17 protein-coding genes are annotated in these 19,141 nt (G+C 62.6%); 2 read left to right on the forward strand and 15 right to left on the reverse strand.

Translation table 11 applies throughout. From position 1 onward, the window contains the following. Positions 1-39: 39 nt before the first annotated feature. Complete coding sequence (locus V1292_RS28850) at positions 40-2,373, reverse strand: Tex family protein (RefSeq protein ID WP_334375964.1); 2,334 nt, start codon at positions 2,371-2,373, stop codon at positions 40-42. A gap of 226 nt (positions 2,374-2,599) precedes the next feature. Between V1292_RS28850 and V1292_RS28855 the strand changes: the two genes are divergently transcribed. Further along, the gene (locus V1292_RS28855; protein ID WP_334375965.1) at positions 2,600-3,856 is read left to right on the forward strand and encodes an Hsp70 family protein; all 1,257 of its coding nucleotides are present in this window, start codon (positions 2,600-2,602) and stop codon (positions 3,854-3,856) included. A gap of 29 nt (positions 3,857-3,885) precedes the next feature. On the opposite strand, the gene V1292_RS28860 is transcribed toward V1292_RS28855, so the two are convergent. From V1292_RS28860 to V1292_RS28925, 14 genes are all read right to left on the reverse strand, one after another. After that, the gene (locus tag V1292_RS28860) at positions 3,886-4,413 is read right to left on the reverse strand and encodes a carboxymuconolactone decarboxylase family protein (RefSeq protein ID WP_334375966.1); all 528 of its coding nucleotides are present in this window, start codon (positions 4,411-4,413) and stop codon (positions 3,886-3,888) included. 524 nt (positions 4,414-4,937) lie between these two features. Continuing rightward, on the reverse strand, positions 4,938-5,297 hold the full coding sequence (locus V1292_RS28865) for a Zn-ribbon domain-containing OB-fold protein (protein ID WP_334375967.1): 360 nt from the start codon (positions 5,295-5,297) through the stop codon (positions 4,938-4,940). Continuing rightward, positions 5,294-6,430: a thiolase family protein gene (locus V1292_RS28870; RefSeq protein ID WP_334375968.1), complete on the reverse strand. Its 1,137-nt coding sequence runs from the start codon at positions 6,428-6,430 to the stop codon at positions 5,294-5,296. The genes V1292_RS28865 and V1292_RS28870 overlap by 4 nt, the downstream gene beginning before the upstream one ends. 130 nt (positions 6,431-6,560) lie before the next feature. Next, entirely contained in the window at positions 6,561-7,727 is a 1,167-nt protein-coding gene (locus V1292_RS28875) for an acyl-CoA dehydrogenase family protein (protein ID WP_334375969.1), read from the reverse strand. A 9-nt stretch (positions 7,728-7,736) separates the two neighbouring features. After that, positions 7,737-8,939: a CaiB/BaiF CoA transferase family protein gene (locus V1292_RS28880; RefSeq protein WP_334375970.1), complete on the reverse strand. Its 1,203-nt coding sequence runs from the start codon at positions 8,937-8,939 to the stop codon at positions 7,737-7,739. A 152-nt stretch (positions 8,940-9,091) separates the two neighbouring features. Then, complete coding sequence (locus tag V1292_RS28885) at positions 9,092-9,292, reverse strand: hypothetical protein (RefSeq protein ID WP_334375971.1); 201 nt, start codon at positions 9,290-9,292, stop codon at positions 9,092-9,094. A gap of 183 nt (positions 9,293-9,475) precedes the next feature. Then, positions 9,476-10,645 (reverse strand): acetyl-CoA acetyltransferase, encoded by a 1,170-nt coding sequence (locus V1292_RS28890; protein ID WP_334375972.1) that lies wholly within the window; start codon positions 10,643-10,645, stop codon positions 9,476-9,478. A 56-nt stretch (positions 10,646-10,701) separates the two neighbouring features. Continuing rightward, positions 10,702-11,352, reverse strand: a complete 651-nt coding sequence (gene eda, locus V1292_RS28895) for a bifunctional 4-hydroxy-2-oxoglutarate aldolase/2-dehydro-3-deoxy-phosphogluconate aldolase (protein ID WP_334375973.1) — start codon at positions 11,350-11,352, stop codon at positions 10,702-10,704. Then, positions 11,349-12,287 (reverse strand): sugar kinase, encoded by a 939-nt coding sequence (locus tag V1292_RS28900; RefSeq protein WP_334375974.1) that lies wholly within the window; start codon positions 12,285-12,287, stop codon positions 11,349-11,351. Before V1292_RS28900 ends, eda begins: the two co-directional genes overlap by 4 nt. Positions 12,288-12,320: 33 nt before the next feature. Then, the gene (gene denD / locus V1292_RS28905; protein WP_334375975.1) at positions 12,321-13,304 is read right to left on the reverse strand and encodes a D-erythronate dehydrogenase; all 984 of its coding nucleotides are present in this window, start codon (positions 13,302-13,304) and stop codon (positions 12,321-12,323) included. Between the two features lie 48 nt (positions 13,305-13,352). Next, on the reverse strand, positions 13,353-14,288 hold the full coding sequence (locus V1292_RS28910) for a carbohydrate ABC transporter permease (protein ID WP_334375976.1): 936 nt from the start codon (positions 14,286-14,288) through the stop codon (positions 13,353-13,355). Then, a complete protein-coding gene (locus tag V1292_RS28915) occupies positions 14,281-15,240 on the reverse strand; it encodes a carbohydrate ABC transporter permease (RefSeq protein ID WP_213249782.1) in 960 nt (319 codons plus the stop codon). Before V1292_RS28915 ends, V1292_RS28910 begins: the two co-directional genes overlap by 8 nt. Before the next feature lie 124 nt (positions 15,241-15,364). Beyond that, complete coding sequence (locus V1292_RS28920; protein ID WP_334375977.1) at positions 15,365-16,684, reverse strand: ABC transporter substrate-binding protein; 1,320 nt, start codon at positions 16,682-16,684, stop codon at positions 15,365-15,367. 53 nt (positions 16,685-16,737) lie between these two features. Then, the gene (locus V1292_RS28925; protein WP_334375978.1) at positions 16,738-17,805 is read right to left on the reverse strand and encodes an ABC transporter ATP-binding protein; all 1,068 of its coding nucleotides are present in this window, start codon (positions 17,803-17,805) and stop codon (positions 16,738-16,740) included. A 193-nt stretch (positions 17,806-17,998) separates the two neighbouring features. On the opposite strand from V1292_RS28925, the gene V1292_RS28930 reads away from it, so the two are divergent. Further along, positions 17,999-19,057, forward strand: a complete 1,059-nt coding sequence (locus tag V1292_RS28930; protein ID WP_334375979.1) for a LacI family DNA-binding transcriptional regulator — start codon at positions 17,999-18,001, stop codon at positions 19,055-19,057. Positions 19,058-19,141: the final 84 nt, after the last annotated feature.

A 19,141-nucleotide genomic window follows, 5' to 3' on the forward strand; every position in this document is an offset into this window, starting at 1 on the left:
AAAGCGATGCGTCTCGAAGGATGAAGCCACCGACGGCACCTATCCCGCCTTGCCCCGCCCGTTCTTTTCGGCAGCACGCCGCAAAGCCTCCGCGAGCGCGCCGCCCTGCTCCTGCGGCTTGCGCGGCGACGACGACGTCATCGACGCCTTGGAATACTCGCGCATCTTGCTATCCGACAGCTTGGGGCCCTTGTCGCCGATTTCGTCGTCGAGCCGCAGCGTCAACGCGATGCGCTTGCGGGCGACCTCGACCTCCAGCACCTTGACCTTGACGATGTCGCCCGGCTTCACGACCTCGCGCGGGTCCTTGATGAAGTTTTTCGACATCGCCGAGATGTGCACCAGGCCGTCCTGGTGGACGCCGATATCGATGAAGGCGCCGAACGCCGCCACGTTCGTCACCGTGCCTTCCAGGATCATGCCGCGCTTGAGATCCTTGATCTCCTCGACGCCCTCCTTGAACACCGCGGCTTTGAACGCCGGGCGCGGGTCGCGGCCCGGCTTTTCCAATTCGCGCAGGATATCTGTTACCGTCGGCAGGCCAAAGGTTTCGTCGACAAAGGCCTGCGGCTTCAACTGGCGCACGACATCGGCATTGCCGATCAGCGCCTTGATATCGCTCTTGGTCGCGGCGAGAATCCGGCGCACCACCGGATAGGCTTCGGGATGCACGCCGGAGGAATCCAGCGGGTCTTCGCCATTGTTGATGCGCAGGAAGCCGGCGCATTGCTCGAACGCCTTGGGTCCGAGCCGCGGCACTTCCTTCAGCTCCTTGCGCGACTTGAACGGCCCGTTGGCGTCGCGATGCTGCACAATGCTTTGCGCAAGCCCCGCACCGATGCCCGACACCCGCGCCAGCAACGGCGCGGAAGCGGTGTTGGCATCGACGCCGACGGCGTTGACGCAATCTTCGACCACGGCATCGAGCGAACGCGCCAGCTTGGCTTCGCCGAGGTCGTGCTGGTACTGGCCGACGCCGATTGCCTTCGGATCGATCTTGACGAGTTCGGCGAGCGGGTCCTGTAGACGCCGCGCGATCGACACCGCGCCGCGCAAGGTGACGTCGAGCTCCGGCAGCTCTTCCGACGCAAAGGCCGAGGCGGAGTAGACCGATGCTCCGGCTTCCGACACCACGATCTTAGACATCTTGAGATCCGGCAGCAGCTTGACGAGCTCGGTCGCCAACTTGTCTGTCTCGCGCGAGGCGGTGCCGTTGCCGATCGCGATCAGCTCGACGCGGTGCGCGACCGCGAGTTTGCCGAGCGTCGCCAGTGCCGCATCCCATTGCCGCTGCGGCTCGTGCGGATAGATCGTCGTGGTCGCCACCACCTTGCCCGTCGCATCGACGATGGCGGTCTTGACGCCGGAGCGGTAGCCGGGATCGAGCCCCATGGTGACGCGGGCGCCGGCGGGTGCCGCCAGCAGCAGGTCGCGCAGATTCGAGGCGAACACGCGCACGCCCTCGGTCTCGGCCGCCGTCCATAGCCGCATCCGCAGGTCGATGTTGAGATGCACCTGGATCTTGGTGCGCCACGCCCAGCGCGCGGTCTCCACCAGCCAATGGTCGCCCGGGCGCTTCTGATCGGCGATGCCAAAGCGCTGCATGATCTTGAGTTCATAGGCGCTGGGGACGCCGGCCTCGGGCACATTCGCCTCGGGCTGCATCTGCAGCTCCAGAATTTCTTCCTTCTCGCCGCGGAACAGCGCGAGGATGCGGTGTGAAGGCAGCTTGTGCAGCGACTGGTTGAAATCGAAATAGTCCTTGAACTTCTCGCCTTCGAGCTTCTTGCCCTTGCGTACGGTGGAGATCATCAGCGCGCTGGTCCACATCTCCTCGCGCAGCCGTCCGATCAGGTCGGCGTCTTCGGCGAATCGCTCCACCAGAATCGCGCGGGCGCCTTCGAGGGCGGCTGCGACGTCCGCCACCTGCTTTTCGGCATCGACAAAGCCGGCAGCGACGACCTGCGGATCATTCTGCGGCTGGGTCAGCAACAGCTCGGACAATGGCTCAAGTCCGGCTTCCTTGGCGATTTCGGCCTTGGTGCGGCGCTTCGGCTTGAACGGCAGGTAGATGTCTTCCAGGCGCCCCTTGGTGTCGGCCGCCAGAATCTGTGCTTCCAGCGCAGCGTCGAGCTTGCCCTGCTCGCGGATCGAATCAAGGATCGCGACCCGGCGCGCTTCGAGCTCGCGCAAGTAAGTCAGGCGCTCTTCCAGGGTGCGCAACTGCGCGTCATCGAGCCCGCCGGTGATTTCCTTGCGGTAGCGCGCCACGAACGGCACCGTGGCGCCGCCGTCCAGCAGTTCGACCGTCGCCGCGATCTGCTCCTCGCGAACGCCAAGCTCTTGCGCAATCTGTCGATTGATATTTGCCACGCGACCTCTTTCCAAAGCCGTTTGCGGCGGGAGGACCGGCCGCGGGGACGCAGCTTATGGACCATCTCGGATTGATTTGCCAACCCGCCGCACGAAAGAAATTGATCTGTGGATCGGCCCATCGGTCAACAACCCGCACGCGGGATTCGCAGTGGAAAACACGCCGAGATAGGGGTGGATTGATGGCCTCGTAATGTGTAAACGGGCGCTCCCTCCCGGAGCTCCCATGTCGATCTGCGGTCTTGATTTCGGAACGTCGAACACGACGCTAGGCACCATGGAAGGCCCGGCGCCGGTTCTGGTGGCGCTGGAGGCGGCGCACAGCACGATTCCCAGCGCGATCTTCTATGAGGCGGATGGCGGCGTTCTGATCGGCCGCAGGGCCATGGAAGCCTATGTCGAAGGCACGGCCGGCCGCCTGATGCGCAGCCTCAAATCGGTGCTCGGTACCTCGCTGATCGAGGAAACCACCCGGCTGGGCCGAGCGCGAGTCAGCTTCCGTGATGTGATTGCCTATTACCTCGGCGCAGTCAAACGTCGCGCGGAACAGACCACGGGCCGCCAACTGCGCCATGTCGTTCATGGCCGTCCCGTACATTTCGTCGATAATGCGCCGGACGCCGACCGCAAGGCGGAGCAAACCCTGCGATCGATTGCGCAGGGGATCGGTTTCGAGGAGGTCACTTTTCAGTTCGAACCGATTGCGGCGGCGCTGGACTATGAGCGGCAAACCACTTCCGAGGAACTCGCATTGATCGCCGATATCGGCGGCGGCACATCCGACTTCTCGATCGTGCGGCTGGGTCCCGAACGCCACGGCAAGGCCGATCGTACAGCCGATATTCTCGCCAATGACGGCGTCCGCATCGGTGGCACCGATTTCGACCGTCAGCTCAGTCTCGGCGTGGTCATGCCGCTGTTCGGATTCCGCAGCGCCATGAAGCGCGCCGGGCTCGACGTGCCGTCGAGCTATTTTCACGACCTCGCCACCTGGTCGAATATCAACCGCATGTATGAACCGCGCGTGATGGCGGATATCCGCCAGGTCCGGCTGCAGGCCAGCCAGCCGGAACTTCTCGACCGGCTGATCCGCGTGGTCCACGAGCAGCGCGGCCATACGCTGGCAATGGAAGTCGAAGATGCCAAGATCGCCCTGTCCGAGAAGCGGCGGGCGGACATTCCGCTGGAGTGGGTTGCCCCCGGTCTCAGCGCCGACATCGGCCGCCCCGACCTCGTCAACCATACCAGGCAGTTGGCCGACCGCATCGCGGCGCGCATCAGGAACTGCCTCGTTCAGGCGGGATTGGCCGCTGAAGATATCGACTCCGTGTTCCTGACCGGCGGCTCGGTAAACCTCGCCCACGTCCACAAGGCAATCACCCAAGCCGTGCCGTCGGCCCGCATCGTCGAAGGCGACATCTTCGGCGCCGTCGGCAAGGGGCTGACGCTGGAGGCGCTACGGCGATACGGCCCCGCGAATTGAGATCAGCGGCTCTCGGACCCAGCCGCCGCTCACCCCACCACTTCCGTCACCGGCTGCATGTCGATGGCAAAGGTTTCCAGAAACTTCGACGTCATGACGTAGAAGCCGACCGAAAGCTGCAGTTCGACCAATGCGGCCGGCGTCAGCTTGGCGGCAATCGCGTTGAACGTTGCCTCCGTCGGTTTGTGACGCCTGACGATCTCGTCGGTGAAGGCGAGCGCGGCGCGCTGCACGTCGTTGAAGCAGGTCGCCGCCTCCCAGTTTTCCAGCGCCTCGTTCTGCTCGTCGGTCACGCCGACGTTCTTGCCAATTCGCTTATGGGCGACGATCTCGTAAGGCGCCTCGCACAGGATGCCGGTGCGGGTGATGGCGAGCTCGCGCACGATCGGGTCCAGTTCGCCCTTGTGCCTGATGGCTCCGCCCAGCCGGCAGTATTGTTCGAGGTAGCTCGGCGAGTGCGCCATCATCCGGAAGATGTTCGCATTGCGGTTTTTGCCGAGCAGTTCGCGGGTGCGATCGTTGTGCTTGGCAGGATCGCTGTATTCGATGCGGGCCATTCGTCACCTTGGGCTTTGGATTTTCTGATTTGCTGACAGAGAGATCATGCACTGCAGCAGGGAGCCGATCAACCGTCGAAACGTTGCGGTCGCAGGTTGGGCCTACGCTCAAGCCGTCAAACACGCTCCAAAAAACTCCCTTTCTCGTGCACAAACCGGCTGCGAGCGAGCCAAATTGCCGCCTCAATGCTGGTCGATTCTCCGGACTGTCGATATTCGCTGAGTGGGGACTCAAAAGAGCGAATACTCGTCGCGGGGTGTTCCGAGTAAAACCAAACTGAGCTCATCAGGCCTTCGCAGGCAAGGATGACTCATGCCCAAGTCTAGGGAGTTAGGCATGAAGGAAGCCACCAGGAAGGCGGCCTCGGAAGCACTTGCGCAGATGCTGGCGGTAACAGCGATGCTCGTCATCGCCAGCGTTGTGTTCTACTGGCACTGAATGTTGACGCGTCGAAGCACTCAGATTTTTCACCCGTTCCGCGTAATTCTGGGTTGCTTCGTTGCGTGAGCATTTTAGCTGAACCTCACTTCGTTTTCTCGAAATACGGGACCAGCCTTCCTGCAAACAGCCGATAGCTTGCAGTAACGGAATCGCCGATCGCGAGATCATTGGCGCCATGGGCCATCATGCGAAAGCCCTCGGCCGCATCGACCAGCACGATATTGTAGGGAACGTGGGCGCGGGTTTCCGGCGTCGCGGCGCGGCAGACCAGCGACGTCGCATAGACCATCGCCCTCCCGCTGGCGCGCTTCTCGACCGGATCAGGTGCCCCACAGGCGGCGCAGAAACTGCGGTGAAAATACTGCGCCTTCCCGCAAGCGCCGCAGGATTGATAGACGATGGCCTCGGCGCCCTTGGTCCAGTCGGCGCGTTTTTCGCTCATCGCACCCGCTCCAGGAACATGCTGACGTGTGACGACAGCACGCCGCCATCGCCATGCAACAGCGCGATCGAGGCATCGCGGACCTGCCGGGGGCCGGCACGCCCGGTCATCTGCAGATGCGTCTCGACGAGATGCGCCATGGCGCCACCGACGCCGCAATGGCCGTAGCTCAAGAGACCGCCATGGGTGTTGAGCGGCATGGCGCCGTTGCGGCCAAAATGCCCTGCCCGCACCCGCGCGGCTGCCTCGCCGCGCCCGGCAAGCCCGAGATCTTCCAGCAGCATCGCCAGCGTGATGGTGAAGCTGTCATAGACCGCGGCGTAACGTACGTCCGAGATCGCGAGACCGGATGCGGCCTTGGCCTTGGCGACAGCTATTTCGGCACCGAGTTCGCTTAGAGCGGGAGCCGCCGTGACGTGCTGATGGGTATGCGCCTGCGCGCAGCCGCGCACGCGAATGCCGGTCGCGCCGGTGCGCTCGCGGCTGACGACGAACGCCGCGCCGCCATCCGACACCGGGCAGCAATCCAGCAGCTTCAGCGGCATCGCAACCGGCTTTGAGGCCATCACGTCGGCGACGGTGATCGGTTCGTGGAACTGCGCACCGGGATGGGTCATCGCGTGCGCGCGCATCAGAACCGCGAACTCGGCGAGATCTTCCTCGGTGACGCCGTATTCGTGCATGTAGCGCGAGGCGACGAGGCCGTAATAGGCGGGAATGGTCGGCCCCAGCGGCACCTCGTAATCGGGATGGCCGACCTGCGCCAGCGCCTGGATCGAGGCATCACGGCTCTGGCCGGTGAGACGGTTTTCGCCGCCGACCACAAGCATATGCCCTGCGACGCCGGCGTCGACCAGATGATGCGCCAGCATGGTCATCGCAAGCCCGGTGGCGCCGCCGACCTGCACGGCATGTGCGTAGGACGGCTGGATGCCAAAATGCTCGGCGAACACGGTTGCGAGCATGATGTGCGGCGACACTGTCGAATAGCCGCAAAGAATGCCGTCGATCTCGGATCGCTTCAGCCCGGCGTCGGCGACGGCAAGCTCGGCCGCCTTGCTCATGAGATCGAGCGAGGACGAGCCTTCGTGCTTGCCATAGGACGTCAGTCCGACGCCGGTGATGAAGCTCATGGTTCTCTAACCGCGTTGAACTTCGTCATTCCGGGATGGTCCGAAGGACCAGACCCGGAATCTCGAGATTCCGGGTTCGTCGCTTCGCGCCGCCCCGGAATGACGTTGTGGGTAGACCGATTTCCCATCCTCAGTACGACTTCGGCAGCCCCAGCACCTTCTCGGCGATGAAGCTGAGGATAAGCTGCGGGCTGATCGGCGCGATGCGCGGGATCAGGGATTCCCGCAAATAGCGCTCGACGTGATATTCCTTGGCGTAACCGAAACCGCCGTGCGTCATCACCGCCTGCTCGCAGGCGTGGAAGCCGGCTTCGGCGGCGAGATATTTCGCGGCGTTGGCGGCCGGACCGCACTGCATGCCCTGGTCGTATTGCCAGCCGGCCGAGAGCACCATCAGCCACGCGGCTTCCAGTTCCATCCAGTTCTTCGCTAAGGGGTGCTGGATGCCCTGGTTCATGCCGATCGGGCGATTGAACACGACACGGTTCTTCGCATAGGCCGCGGCCCGCGATAGCGCGACCTGCCCCAGCCCCACCGCTTCCGCTGCGATCAGGATGCGCTCGGGGTTCATGCCGTGCAGGATATATTCGAAGCCGCGGCCCTCTTCACCCAGACGATCCTCGACCGGAATTTCAAAATTCTCGAAGAACAGTTCGTTTGAATCGACGGGCTTGCGGCCCATCTTCTCGATCTCGTGCACGGTGACGCGCTGCTTGTCGAAATCCGTATAGAACAGGCTCAAACCGTGGGTCGGGTTCTTCACCTCTTCCAGCGGCGTGGTGCGCGCCAGCAGCAGGATCTTGTTGGCGACCTGGGCGGTGGAAATCCAGACCTTCTGGCCATTGACGATATATCTGTCGCCCTTGCGCACCGCGCGGGTTTTCAACTGCGTGGTGTTGAGCCCGGTGTTGGGCTCGGTCACCGCAAAGCAGGACTTGTCGCGGCCGTCGATGATCGGCGGCAGCATGCGCGTGCATTGCTCCTTGGTGCCGAACACGACCACGGGATTGAGCCCGAACACGTTCATATGCACGGCGGACGCACCCGACATGCCGGCCCCGGATTCCGCAATCGTCCGCATCATGATCGCGGCGTCAGTAATGCCGAGCCCGGACCCGCCATATTCCTCGGGGATGCAGATGCCGAGCCAGCCGGCATCCGCCAGCGCACGGTGGAAGTCGGCGGGGTAGCCGCCCTCCTTGTCCTTCTTCAGCCAATAGGCATCGTCGAAGCGCGAGCAGATTTTGCCGACCGCGTCGCGGATCGATTCCTGGTTGGCGGATAGCGCGAAATCCATGTGTCCGTCCTATGTGTTTGGCACGGCCTTGGTGACACCATCGCGCACCAAAGCGGCAATGTCGTCCGCCGAGAAACCCGCTTCGCTGAGGATTTCAGCGCCGTGCTCGCTGAGGCGCGGCGCCAGCCGCTTGGTTTCAATCGGCGTTTCGGAAAATCGCGCCGATGGCTTCATGTTGCGGATGCGGCCCTCGGTCGGATGATCGACGACCGGGAAGAAATCGGTTGCGACGATGTGGGGATCGCCGAGCAGGCTCTCGAGATCATGCATCGGCATGACCGGCACGTCGGCCTTCTCCAGGATCGCCGACCATTCGGCGGTGGTTTTGGTCTCGAGGATGCGCGCCAACTCGGCATAGACAGCGTCGATATTGGCGGCGCGGCCGGCGAAGGTCGAAAATTTCGGGTGGACGCGAAGATCGTCACGCCCGGTGGCGTCGAAGAAATTCTGCCACTGCTTGTCGTTATAGACGATAACGCAGATATAGCCGTCGGAGGTCTTGTAAGGCCGGCGGTCCGGCGACAGGTGCCGGGCGTAGCCGCCCTTGTCGAGCGGCGGCTCATAGGTGAGCCCGCCCATGTGGTCGCCCATCACGAAACCGGCCATGGTTTCGAACATCGGAATATCGACGCGCTGGCCGCGCCCGGTGCGGTTACGATCGACGAGACTGGCGCAAATCGCGCCCACCGCGGTGAGCCCGACGATACGGTCGACCAGCGCATTGGGGACATAGCGCGGCACACCGTCTGCCGTTTGCGCCATCAGCGCCGGCAGTGCGGTCGCGCCCTGGATCAGGTCGTCATAGGCGGGTTTTGCTGCATAGGGCCCGTCCTGGCCGAAGCCGAATACGCCGGCGTAGATCAGGCGCGGATTGATTTTCGCGACCACGTCGTAGCCGAGGTTCAGCCGCGCCATTGCCTGCGGGCGCACATTGTAAACCAGCACGTCGGCAGATTTGATCAGCCGCAGCACGGCGTCACGCCCCGCCGGCTTCTTCAAATCGAGGCAGATCGAGCGCTTGCTGCGGTTGGTGTTGAGGAACACCGGCCCCATGCCGGGATGACGGGTCGGCCCGATCTGCCGCGTCACGTCGCCGTCGAGCGATTCAACCTTGATGACGTCGGCGCCGTAATCGCCGAGCATCTGGGTAGCATAGGGCCCCATCAGCACGGTCGTCATGTCGATGACCTTGATGCCCGCCAATGGTCCCATGGATCAGCCTGCTCCCGATACGCGGCCATCATCGGTCCGCATTGTTGTCTGGGAACCAAGTAACGGCAGGCGCTTACGAAGATCAAGGCGCGCTCAGCGTATGGGCGTATGCGCGATAGCGGTTATTTCTTCGATGGCTATTTCTTCGATAGTTACTTCTTGGCCCTGGCGTCGCGTTCCCGGGTCAGCCGTTCCAACTCTTCATTCTGCTGACTGAGCCGGTCGGCGATACGCGCTTCGTTCCGTTCGCCGGAGGCCGCGGCAGCCTGTTCGATCAACTGACGGATGTTGTCTTCCAGAATCCTGATCCGGTTGTTCAGTTCTGCCTCTGACATCGAACTTTCGTTGCTCATAATGCACGCTCCGGAAAACTGTAGGGTGGGTAAAGCCACCGGGTCGCGCGAATGCGCGCCCGATGGCAGGCTCCGCGTGCCCACCCAGTCTCACCTCTCGGCACTCATGGTGGGCACGGCGCAGGTGCGCCTTTGCCCACCCTACGGATCGGATGCCTCCCTTTCGCGCGGCACGATGCAACGCTACTTCGCGGGCTCCAGCACGGAGACGTAGTTCGCCACCGCCGCGCCGCCCATATTGAAGATGCCGGCAAGTTTTGCGTTGTTGAGCTGCATGCCCTCGGGCGCCTGGCCGACGAGCTGCATCGCGCTCATCACGTGCATGGAGACACCGGTGGCGCCGATCGGGTGGCCCTTGGCCTTCAGGCCGCCGGACGGATTGACCGGCAGCTTGCCGTCCTTCTGGGTCCAGCCCTCTTTGATGGCGCGAGCGCCTTGCCCGCGTGGCGTCAGGCCCATCGCTTCATATTCGATCAGTTCGGCGACGGTGAAGCAGTCGTGGGTTTCGACAAAAGACAGGTCGGACAGTTGAACGCCGGCCTGCGCCAGCGCGCGCTGCCAGGCCACCGTGCAGCCTTCGAACTGCAGGATGTCGCGCTTGGACATCGGCAGGAAATCCTGCGCATGCGCGGTGGCACGGAAATTCACCGCCTTGCCCATCGTCTTGGCAGTCTCCGAATCCGTCAGCACCAGCGCTGCCGCGCCGTCCGACACCAGCGAGCAATCCGTGCGCTTCAGGGGGCCGGCGACATAGGGATTCTTCTCGCTCTCGGCGCGGCAGAACTCGAAGCCATAATCCTTGCGCATCTGCGCATAAGGGTTGGCGACGCCGTTCTTGTGGTTCTTGGCCGCGATCATCGCCAGCGCGTCCGACTGGTCGCCGTATTTCTGGAAATAGCTTTGCGCGATCTTGCCGAACACGCCGGCAAAGCCGCCGACGGTATCGCCATCCTCGGGCAAATAGGACGCCTTCAGGAGGTAGCGTCCGATATCGGCCGACGGCGTCCGCGTCATTTGCTCGACGCCGACCACCAGCACGATCCTGGCCGCGCCCGAGGCGATCGCCCGGATACCCTGGTGCACCGCCGCCGAGCCGGTGGCACAGGCATTTTCGACCCGCGTAGCTGGCTTGAAGCGCAGTTTCGGGTCGGCCTGCAGCACCAGCGAGGCGGTAAAATCCTGCGGTGAGAAGCCCGCGTTGAAATGCCCGAGCACGATCTCGTCGACGTCTTCGGCCGCGATGCCGGCGTCGGCAAGCGCATCGGTCGCAACCTTGACTACGAGGCTCTCGACGGTTTCCGCGTCGAACTTGCCGAATGGCGTGTGCGCCCATCCGACGATGCTGGCTGTCATGGTCGTTCTCCCTATTTCGGTTCTGAAGGCTTATGTAGCCTATCGGGGAACAGACTTCACGCCGGTTTCAGCGATTTCATCGCCCGCGCGCACATGGCGGTTATGCCGGGCCAGTTCCCGGATCGGATGTCGGCGGGCGGGCAGAGCCAGGAACCGCCAACCGCCACGACATTTGGTTCGGCCAGCCAGGAGGCTGCATTGGCCTCCCCGATGCCGCCAGTCGGGCAAACCCTGACATTCGGAAACGGCCCCGCCAGCGCCCGAAGTGCCTTGATACCGCCGGACTGCTCAGCCGGGAAGAATTTAACGATGTCGAAGCCGGCCGCCAGCGCCTGCATCAGCTCGGAAGCGGTTGCAATCCCTGGGGCAAATGGCAGGTCGCTCGCGGCGGCGGCTTTCAAGAGCTCCGGCGTCGCGCCCGGGCTGATGCCGAATTTGGCCCCGAGCGCGCGCGCCCGCGCCAAGTCGTCGGCGTTCAGGATCGTGCCAATGCCGACGATAGCGTCCGGCACCTCTGCGATCATGGCCTTGGCGGCATCCGCGGCGACCGGCGTCCGCAAGGTGACTTCCAGCACGCGCACCCCGCCTGCCACCAGCGCACGAGCGAGCGGCACCGCGTCTTCCAGCCGCTCGATGGTGAGCACCGGGATCACCGTCGCGAACTTGAAGATCGTGGCGAGCTGTTCCTGCCTTGTGGCTGCGGTCATGGAGATGCCTTGCGAGAGGTAGCGGGAATGAGGTCGGGCGGCATCGCCGCACGCGGGATGATCGCCCCGGGGTGGCATACCACAACGCCGGCGAGGCGGTGTCCCGTGCGGGCGGCCTCAACCGGGTCCGCGCCGGCAAGGCGCGCGGCAACATAGGCGGCGGCAAAACTGTCGCCGGCCGCCGTGGTATCGACGACGGGCGCTCGCAACGGCTCGGCCTGCGTCCGATGCAGCACACCTTCAAAGCGCAGAACCGTTGCGGGTTTGAGCAATTTCAGCACGACCTCCGCGCTGGGTATGCGTGATAGCAACTCATCGTCGCTCTCGTAGGGAAAGAGCGGCAACAAATCCTCAAGCGAGGCCAGAACGATGTCAGAAATCTCAAAGGCTTCGCGAAAGACCACGCGCGCGATATCCGGATCGGGCCAGCCGCGCGCACGAAAATTAGTGTCGAACGCAAAACGCGTCCCTCTCTCCCGCGCGCGCTTGATCGCCGCAAACAGCCGCGCCCGCCCCTTCGGGCTGTAGAGCGACAGTGTAATGGCCGAGAGATAGATGACATCGTAGCTGGCGAGCGCATTCAGTATCTCCGGTGTCTCCGGTAGATCCATCAGGCTGCGGGCGGCAGCACTGTCGCGCCAGTGAAAGAACCGACGTTCGCCTTTGTCGTCGGTTTCGATCATGTAGAGACCCGGCAGTTTGCCGGGCAGCCGCGCCACGCGCGCCGTCCCTATCCCCTCCGCGGCCCAGCCTGCTATCATCTCATCGCTCAGACTATCGTCGCCAAGCGCGGTGATGTAGTCGGCGCCGGCGCCGAGGCGCGCGAGATACACGGCGGTATTGAGCGTATCGCCGCCATAGCCGCGCGAATACAGGCCGCCTTCGGCCCGCTTCAGTTCGACCATGCATTCGCCGATGCAGGCTACCTTGCTCATGACCGCATCCGCGCGATTGGACGTGAGATCGCGTCAGGCCGCGAACTTACCGCCGAGTTCATCCTCGATATGGATCCGGATGATGTCGTCAAACGTCTTTTCCGCGGTGGTGAAGCCGAGCTTGAGGGCGCGGTCGGTGGAAAAATCGCGCGGCCAGCCAGAGACGATACCGATGATGGTCGGGTCGGGCACGCGCTTGATGCGCGCGGTGACGTTCTTGCCGGCGACGCGGTCGAGCGCCGCGATCTGTTCACCGACAGTCACCGACATGCCGGGCATGCTGAGGTTACGCCGCGGCCCCATCGCGTCAAGATCCATGGTGCCGGCGTGGACCAGAAAGCCCACCGCCGATTTCGGCGAGGCGTGCCAGTGCCGCACATCCTCGGAGACCGGCAATACGGCCTCCTCGCCGGCGAGCGGCTCGCGAATGATGTTGGAGAAGAAGCCGGAGGCCGCCTTGTTCGGCCTGCCCGGCCGTACGCAGATCGTCGGCAGGCGGATCGAGATGCCGTCGAGCAGGCCCTTCCGGGTGTAATCGTTGATCAGGAGTTCGCAGATTGACTTCTGCGTGCCATAGCTCGTCAGCGGGGTATGGAAGAATTCGTCGCCGATCTTTTCCGGGAAAGGCGCGCCGAACACTGCGATCGAGGACGTGAACACCAGCCGCGGCTTGTAGCCGCCGCCGGCGTGGCGGATGGCATCGATCAGGTATCGCGTGCCGTCGAGATTGATCCGGTAGCCCTTGTCGAATTCGGCCTCGGCCTCGCCGGAAACGATCGCGGCGAGATGGAAGATCACGTCCGGTCGATGCGCGATCAGCGGCTCCGCCGCGCCGGGATCGGCAAAATCGGAAGCCACGACTTGTACAGGGATCGACGCGTTGGGCTTGGTGGGCGCCACCACGTCCTGCAGTGTCATTCGGGTGATGTCGTGCTTGCCGAGGCGGCCGTCGCGCAGCAACCGTTCGGTCAGCTTGCGGCCCACCATGCCGGCGGCGCCGAGAATCAGAATGTGCAAGACCCGTCTCCTTTTTGAACCCTGTTATCTACACGGGCCTCCAAGCGCTTACTCTTTCACGGCTCCCGTCATGGCCGACACATAATGCTCGACGAAGAAGGCGTAAAGGATGACCAGCGGCAGCGAGCCCGCCAGCGCACCCGCCATCAGCGAGCCCCAGCGATAGATATCGCCATCGACGAATTCGTTGACGATTGCGACCGGCACCGTCTTGTTGGAGGTCGATTGCAGGAACGTCAGCGCATAGATGAACTCGTTCCAGCACAGCGTGAAGCAGAAGATGAACGCCGAGATCAGGCCGGGAATCGCCAGCGGCAGCACGATCTTGATCAGGATCTGCCAGCGGCTGGCGCCATCGATCAGCGCACATTCCTCCAGCTCGAACGGGATGGTTTTGAAGTAGCCCATCAGCAGCCAGGTCGAGAACGGGATCAGGATGGTCGGATAGGTCAGGATCAACGCCATCGGCGAGTCGAACAGGCCGTACTGGAAGACGACGGTCGCCAGCGGAATGAACAGGATCGACGGCGGCACCAGATAGGCCAGGAAGATCAGGCCGCCGACCATATTGGCGCCCTTGTAGCGTAACCGGACGATGGCATAGGCCGCGAGCACGCTCGCGATGATCGACAGGATGGTGGCGCAGACCGCGACATACATCGTGTTCCAGAGCCACATCGGATAGTGGCTTTCGAACAGGAGCTTGTAAAAGTGCTTGAAGGTCGGATTCCACGTCCAGAACGGATTGTACCTGTCGAGATCGAGCAACTGCTCGTCCGGTTTGATCGCCGTCAGCCCCATCCAGTAGAACGGGAACAGCAGCACGATGACAATGATCGACAACGGCAGATAGAGCGTCACCAGCCGGCGCGGCACCGACTGCAGATAGCTCATGCCTTCGCTGTGATCGTCCCTCGCGATGGTTGGCGCCGAGCTATGCAGGACGGCCTTGAGATCGATCCGTGAGGTGGGGAGATCAGTCATTGTTTTCCCCTTGCTGCCACTTGCGGCGCTGCAGGCCGAACCAAGACACCATGATGGCGGCGAGGAGGAACGGGATCATCGCGCTCGAGATCGCCGCGCCCTCGCCCAACTGACCCGCAATGATCGCGCGCTGGTACGACAGCGTCGCCATCAGATGCGTGGCATTGACCGGACCGCCCCGCGTCATCGCCCAGATCAACTGGAAGTCGGTGAAGGTGAACAGCACCGAGAAAGTCATCACGACGGCGATGATCGGCGTCAATAGCGGATAGGTGATGAAGCGGAACATCTGCCAGCGCGACGCGCCATCGAGCGTCGCGGCCTCATAGAGCGACGGCTGCACGGTCTGCAGGCCGGCGAGCAGTGTGATCGCGACGAACGGCACGCCGCGCCAGATGTTGGCGAAGATTACGCAAATGCGGGCCCAGGTCGTGTCGCCGAGGAAATTGATGTTCTGGGTGATCAGGCCCATCTGCTTCAACGACCACGAGATGATCGAGAATTGAGAATCGAAGATCCACCAGAATGCCAGCGCCGACAGCACCGTCGGCACGATGAAAGGAATCAGAACCAGCGCCCGCAGCATCGCCTTGAACGGCATGTTCTCGTTCAACAGCAGCGCCAGATAGAGCCCTATTCCGAATTTGATGGCGCTCGCGATAAACGTGTAGAGAAGCGTGTTGAATACCGAGAGCCAGAAGATCGCGTCATCCCACAGCCATTCGTAATTCTCGGTCCCGACATACTGCCCTACCCGGCCAATACGTGTATCCGTGAATGAGAGCCAGATACCGAGGCCAAGGGGATAGGCCAGAAAGAAGATCAGGAAGGCCAGCGCCGGCACCATGAACCAGAAGCCCAGCCAGTTACGGTTGTGCTTGAGCTGGTCCCACGCGCTGGCCTCGCGGATCTCCGTCTTGGCGCGTCGTGGCGCGATTGCGATGTCAGCCATGCCTGATGTCCCGATTACTGCTTCTTGCTGCGCGTGACTTGCCGGAAAGCCGCCCCCCCCGCTTTTCCGGATCACGCCTGTATTGACGGAGCGGACGGCGGCACCCGCCGTCCGCTCCGGTTCGTCAGCGGTAGATGCGCTTCAATTGCCGTTCGGCTTCCGCGATCGCCGTCTTGGCATCCTTGGCGCCGGTTGCGTAGTTGGCGAACATGTCGACCACCAGGAAGTCGGCGATCGCAGTCGCCGCCTTCTCGCCGGGCGTACCGATGCCGGACGCAGGCAGCGCGCGCTTGCTGGCCTGGCTGAACACCTGGTTCTTCGGATCCGCCGTCCAGACCGGCGAGTTGTCGTAGGCATTGAGCGTGTGGGTGAGATAACCGCGCGCGCCCGAAAGCCACTTATCGTAGTTTTCCTTCTCCAGCATGAAGGCGACAAAAGCCTTCGCGGCGTTCGGATATTTGGTGAACTTGAACGCCAGGATCGGAACGCAAAGCTGCAGCTCGGTCGGCTTGCCGATCGGCCCAACCGGCCACAGTGCGTGATAGGTGTCTTCCGTGAGCTCCTTTTTGCTCGCATCGTCCTTTGCCGCGACATAAATCGAGATGCCGTTGGCGGTGCAATGCAGTTCGCCGGCCAGGAACGCCTTGTTGTTCGACGAATCGTTCCAGGACGCGACGCCAGGAATGAAGGTCTCCGATAGCGCCTTGCAGTATTCGAGCGCCTTCACCGTCTCCGGCGAGTTGATGATGACCTTGTTGTCCTTGTCGACGGTGTAGGCGCCGTGACCCCAGAGGATCCAGTGCAGCCAGGCATTGGCGTCGCCCGAGGCGTGGCCGAGCGGGAAACCAGCCGGCGTGTTGTTCTTCTTCAGTGCCTTGCACATCTCGAGGAAACCCGGGAAGTCCTTCGGGAATTCCTTGAAACCAGCCTTTTCCATCGACGATTTGCGATAGGTCATGTAGCCGCCGATGGTCGCGACGGGAATGCCAAGCCAGTTGTTGCCCTGCTTGCAGGTCACCGCCGCCGCATCGGTCCAGCCGCCATATTTCTTGCCGAGATAATCGGCAACATCGTTCAACTGCAGCACCTGCGCCGGGAACAGTTGCGGCAGAGTGTGCAGACCCCAGGCGAGGTCGAGGCCCGAGCCGGTGTTGGCGGCAACGGACGCCTTCGGCTGCACGTCCTCGAACGACTCCGAGAACACGTTCATTTCGGTGCCGGTCGCGGCCTTGAACGCGGCGACCATCGCGTTGAACGCATCGTCCTCCGCCGGCACGAAGCGCTTCCAGCGCATCACGGTGAGCTTGGCGCCCTGCTCCGCCTTCCACGGCGAGGCCTGCGCCCAGGCCTTGGCGAAATCGAGCAGTGCGGGTCCGGTCAATGCGCCGGCGGCTGCCAGCGCGGTGCCGCCTTGAAGCAGAGAGCGGCGGGTAAAGTCATTCATAGTCCATCCTCCCTTTGAGTATTTTTGGTTATTGCTCAGCCCATTTGGTTATTTCAGCCATTCAGTCGCTTGCCGGTCGTCTCGTCGAACAGATGCACGAGCGCCGGATCCGGCTTGAGCCGGACCTTGTCGCCCGGACTGAATTGATGCCGCTCGCGGAACACGGCGACCACCTGCTCACCGCCGAGCTTGGCGAAGACCTGGGTTTCCGAACCGGTCGGCTCGACCACGACGATCTCGGCCTCGGCGCCGTCATCGGCGATGGTGAAATGCTCGGGCCGCACGCCGTAAACCGCCGGCTGGCCTTCCGAATTGGCGGGCGCCGTCTGCAGCGGCAGCTTGACGCCGTTCGGGCCTTCGAAGCCGGCGACGCCGTTCGACTTCACCTTGCCTTTAAGGAAATTCATCGCGGGCGAGCCGATGAAGCCCGCGACGAACTGGTTGGCCGGGGTGTCATAGAGTTCGAGCGGAGTGCCCATCTGCTCGACGATGCCGTCATGCATCACCACGATCTTGTCGGCCATCGTCATGGCCTCGATCTGGTCGTGGGTAACGTAGACCGTCGTGGTCTTGAGCCGCTGGTGCAGTTCCTTGATCTCTGTGCGCATCGCAACACGCAGCTTGGCGTCGAGGTTGGACAAGGGCTCGTCGAACAGGAACACTTGGGGGTCGCGCACGATGGCGCGGCCCATGGCGACGCGCTGGCGCTGGCCGCCCGACAATTGCCGGGGATAGCGATCGAGCAACGGGGTCAGTGCCAGGATTTCCGCGGCGCGCTTGACGCCAGTCGAGATTTCCTCGGGCTTGGCGCCGCGCAGCTTGAGCGAAAAGCCCATATTGTCGGCGACCGTCATGTGCGGATAGAGCGCATAGTTCTGAAACACCATGGCAATGTCGCGCTCTTTGGGCTGGACATTGTTGACCACACGATCGCCGATCGAAATCGTGCCGGAGGTGATGTTTTCGAGGCCCGCAAGCATCCGCAGCAACGTCGACTTGCCGCAGCCGGAGGGGCCGACGAGCACGACGAACTCGCCATCCTCGATCGGAATCGACACGCCGTGCAAAACTTCAAAGTTTCCGAACGACTTGCGCACGTCGCGAATCTGTACCGACGACATCGAACTCACTCCCCTCATTTTCTGTTTTGTGGCGCCACAGACGGGCGACGACGCCATGCTGTCTTTTCGACTCTAATGCCGGAAGTCGAATTCAACGGTCATTATCATCCGCAGTTTGGCGGCTTTTAGCAATCCGATGGTAGCGCTGTCAATAATTGTTCAAACGTCTAATTTGTTGTGATATGAGCGCAAGATGGGACGAAAACAGACAAAGTCTGGCAAAATCCGCCTCACCGAGGTCGCCAAGCTCGCTGGCGTCAGCCCAATCACGGCATCACGTTTTTTCAGGAACCCCGAAGCGCTGTCGCTTAGCAAGCGGGAACGCGTCGATAGCGCCGTGAAGGAACTGGGTTACGTACCCAATCTCGCGGCGCGGGCGCTGGCCTCGCACCGTACCGAAGTCATCGGCGTTGTCATTCCTTCTCTCACCAACAACGTGTTCGCCGATGTGTTGCGCGGCATCTACGATTCCTCCGAAGGTAGCCGCTACACCATTCAACTTGCCAATACGCGCTACAGCATCCTGCAGGAGGAAAAGCTGCTGCGCCTGTTTCGGGCGCAGAAGCCTGCGGGATTGATCGTCACCGGCATCAACCAAACCGCGGAATCGCGCACGATCCTGGAGTCGATGAATTGCCCGGTCACGCAGATCATGGAGATCGGCGACAGTCCCGTCGACATGATGGTCGGCTTTTCACACTACGACGCAGCTTCTGCCGCGATTTCGCACATCCTCGAGCAGGGACGCCGCCGCATCGGATTTCTCGGTGCGCGAATGGACCCCCGCGTGCAGCGGCGGTTCGAAGGGTATCGTGATGCCATGAAAGCGGCCTCGCTGTTCGACCCGAACCTCATCGTCACCACGTCCGTGCCCACGACCGTCACGCTGGGCGGAACGCTGTTCGCCGACCTCCTTGCCCAGACGCCCGATATCGACGCCGTCTTCTGCGTCAACGACGACCTCGCGCTCGGCGTTCTCTTCGAATGCCAGCGTCGGCAGATATCGATTCCCCGTGACTTGGCAATTGTCGGCTTCAACGACCTGGAGTTCACCGCCGCCGCGGTGCCCTCGATCACCAGCGTGCGAACCAATCGCTATGAAATGGGTCGGCACGCCATCACCATGGTGATCGACGCGATCGAGGGCCGTCGTCCCCAGACGCCGGTGCTCGACCTTGGCTTTCAGTTGGTCGTTCGTGAAAGCTCAACGCGACAAAGCACCATGATGGCCGGGTCTGTGGGCATAGATTGAGCGTGGATAGAAAATGGTAGCGCTATCTTTTGGCCCGAACTAAGATCGGCTGCTCAATAGAACACGGGCGAAGCGCGTTGCAGC

This window comes from Bradyrhizobium sp. AZCC 1719 (genome assembly GCF_036924525.1).
Classification (GTDB): domain Bacteria; phylum Pseudomonadota; class Alphaproteobacteria; order Rhizobiales; family Xanthobacteraceae; genus Bradyrhizobium.

Coding starts and splice junctions, on each gene's coding strand:
- V1292_RS28855 (WP_334375965.1), top strand. CDS start 2,600: ATGTCGATCTGCGGTCTTGATTTCGGAACGTCGAACACGACGCTAGGC.
- V1292_RS28860 (WP_334375966.1), bottom strand. CDS start 4,413: ATGGCCCGCATCGAATACAGCGATCCTGCCAAGCACAACGATCGCACC.
- V1292_RS28865 (WP_334375967.1), bottom strand. CDS start 5,297: ATGAGCGAAAAACGCGCCGACTGGACCAAGGGCGCCGAGGCCATCGTC.
- V1292_RS28870 (WP_334375968.1), bottom strand. CDS start 6,430: ATGAGCTTCATCACCGGCGTCGGACTGACGTCCTATGGCAAGCACGAA.
- V1292_RS28875 (WP_334375969.1), bottom strand. CDS start 7,727: ATGGATTTCGCGCTATCCGCCAACCAGGAATCGATCCGCGACGCGGTC.
- V1292_RS28880 (WP_334375970.1), bottom strand. CDS start 8,939: ATGGGACCATTGGCGGGCATCAAGGTCATCGACATGACGACCGTGCTG.
- V1292_RS28885 (WP_334375971.1), bottom strand. CDS start 9,292: ATGAGCAACGAAAGTTCGATGTCAGAGGCAGAACTGAACAACCGGATC.
- V1292_RS28890 (WP_334375972.1), bottom strand. CDS start 10,645: ATGACAGCCAGCATCGTCGGATGGGCGCACACGCCATTCGGCAAGTTC.
- eda (WP_334375973.1), bottom strand. CDS start 11,352: ATGACCGCAGCCACAAGGCAGGAACAGCTCGCCACGATCTTCAAGTTC.
- V1292_RS28900 (WP_334375974.1), bottom strand. CDS start 12,287: ATGAGCAAGGTAGCCTGCATCGGCGAATGCATGGTCGAACTGAAGCGG.
- V1292_RS28910 (WP_334375976.1), bottom strand. CDS start 14,288: ATGACTGATCTCCCCACCTCACGGATCGATCTCAAGGCCGTCCTGCAT.
- V1292_RS28915 (WP_213249782.1), bottom strand. CDS start 15,240: ATGGCTGACATCGCAATCGCGCCACGACGCGCCAAGACGGAGATCCGC.
- V1292_RS28920 (WP_334375977.1), bottom strand. CDS start 16,684: ATGAATGACTTTACCCGCCGCTCTCTGCTTCAAGGCGGCACCGCGCTG.
- V1292_RS28925 (WP_334375978.1), bottom strand. CDS start 17,805: ATGTCGTCGGTACAGATTCGCGACGTGCGCAAGTCGTTCGGAAACTTT.
- V1292_RS28930 (WP_334375979.1), top strand. CDS start 17,999: ATGGGACGAAAACAGACAAAGTCTGGCAAAATCCGCCTCACCGAGGTC.